Source organism: Alkalibacterium thalassium (assembly GCF_900101165.1).
In the GTDB taxonomy this organism is placed as follows: Bacteria; Bacillota; Bacilli; order Lactobacillales; family Carnobacteriaceae_A; genus Alkalibacterium; species Alkalibacterium indicireducens.
In genome coordinates this window covers 1-1654 of sequence record NZ_FNFK01000111.1, presented here as the reverse complement: position 1 = coordinate 1654, position 1654 = coordinate 1, and the positions used below count along the sequence as shown (strand labels likewise).

The 1654-nt window shown below is 32.0% G+C and carries 1 protein-coding gene and 1 pseudogene; one reads left to right on the top strand and one right to left on the bottom strand.

The annotated features are described in order from the left end of the window. Positions 1-321 (top strand): annotated as a pseudogene (locus tag BLR76_RS11945) (hypothetical protein); the annotation flags it as partial. A 15-nt stretch (positions 322-336) separates the two neighbouring features. Here BLR76_RS11945 and BLR76_RS11465 read toward each other — a convergent pair. Continuing rightward, positions 337-1533 carry a UvrD-helicase domain-containing protein gene (locus BLR76_RS11465; protein ID WP_281241352.1) on the bottom strand — a complete coding sequence of 399 codons (1197 nt, stop codon included), beginning with the start codon at positions 1531-1533 and terminating at the stop codon, positions 337-339. Positions 1534-1654 lie beyond the last annotated feature (121 nt).

Genomic DNA, 1654 nt, shown 5'->3' with positions numbered 1-1654 from the left:
CGAAAGTATGATATCATGATCGCTCACACTACTATTGTCTTTATGCGCTATATATTCTTCGCCCTTGCTTCACGAAATGAACAGGATCCACGAACGATCGGAGATCTGTTTTATATGGAATGCGATGAACTCGAAAATATTCGCTTCACAAAATCCCTCTCTCTTTTATTGCATGCGTTAAAGGAGCTGTTAGAAGGTGAATTTGTACTATCTGAACAACAGGTGACGAAGGTGCTGGATCAATTAATTGAGACATTACCGACTTCATTTAAAGAAATTTTATCTGGAAACCAGCCCAATCAGGCATACAGCACTGTTTGATCTCGTTGATTAACCTTAAGCCGATAGGCTTTCCAAGGTCTGATTAGGGTGCGAAACTTGAGTAATTCTCTCATTCGCTGCAATAATGAAAACTTTCTCCCATTGGAGTCCTTTCGCACCATGAAAGGTACTTAAATAAACGCCCTTTTCTTTATTATCAGCTATTTCAATCTTTCTTTTTTCTTTATCTCTTATTATTGCTACAAACCACTCTTCAAAAGATTCATACATTTCAGCTTCTTCCCTAAGAATAAAAAATTCATTTCTCCATGTATTTTCTTCTTTATTTAAAAAGTAACTAGTCTCATCTAGGGCCTCCAAATAGTACATTTGGAAATTCAAATAGTCCAGAAAATCCGCGGGTTTTAATTGTTTAAGCTTGCTCAAATCCTTAAATAATTGGTCAATCTTATCTATAATACCTTTTATCCTGTATTGTTCCTTTTCCCCCTTTATAAGAGCATTTAAAATTTCCTTTTTACCTAACCCAGAATTGTATAATTTGTCTTTCTTTAAGTAACGAGATGGTCTATTTATAATTCTTAGTAAATCATTCTTTGTTCCGTGACCAGATGATAACCTATAATAGGACTCTATGTCACCAAATACCAAACCACTATGAATATCCTTTGGTAGTTTTGCAGTATAATAAGGAATGCCTTCTTTCTCAAGCAAAGTAATTAATCCAGAAGCTAATCTATTTACGCGATATAGAACTCCAATGTTGTTAAGAGGAACTCCGTTATCTCTCAATTCTTTAATTGATTTTATAACGTTATTTGTCTCGTTAAATAAACTCGCCTCTTCACTTATCAATATTTTCCCTTTTCCAAATCGATGTGTTAAAAATTCTTTTTGAATTCTATTTTCATTTTTACTGATCAATTGTGAAGCGCCTTTAATAACAAACGGTAAGCTTCGATAATTCTTGTTTAAGTAAATAACTTGTGAAGAAGTATAAGTAGTTTGAAAATTTTGAAATATTAGATTATCTGCTCCCCTAAAACCATATATACTTTGATCATCGTCCCCAACTACACAGATATTATTAGTTCTACTTGATAGCATATAAAATATTTCTGCTTGAATTATATTCGTATCTTGAAATTCATCTATAAGATAATAGTCATAACGATTCATTAATTGGTTTCGTTTATCTGGGTCATTTATTAAAAGGCGGTGACAGGAAATTATCATATCATCAAAATCAATTTTATTGAGGTTTTTTTATATTTTTTCACTAGTGTTGCATAAAACTTAGAATAAATGATTTTCATACATTGTTACTTTCATCACAAGTAGTTTTCGTTAAAATTTCCAAAAAAGTCAAGTG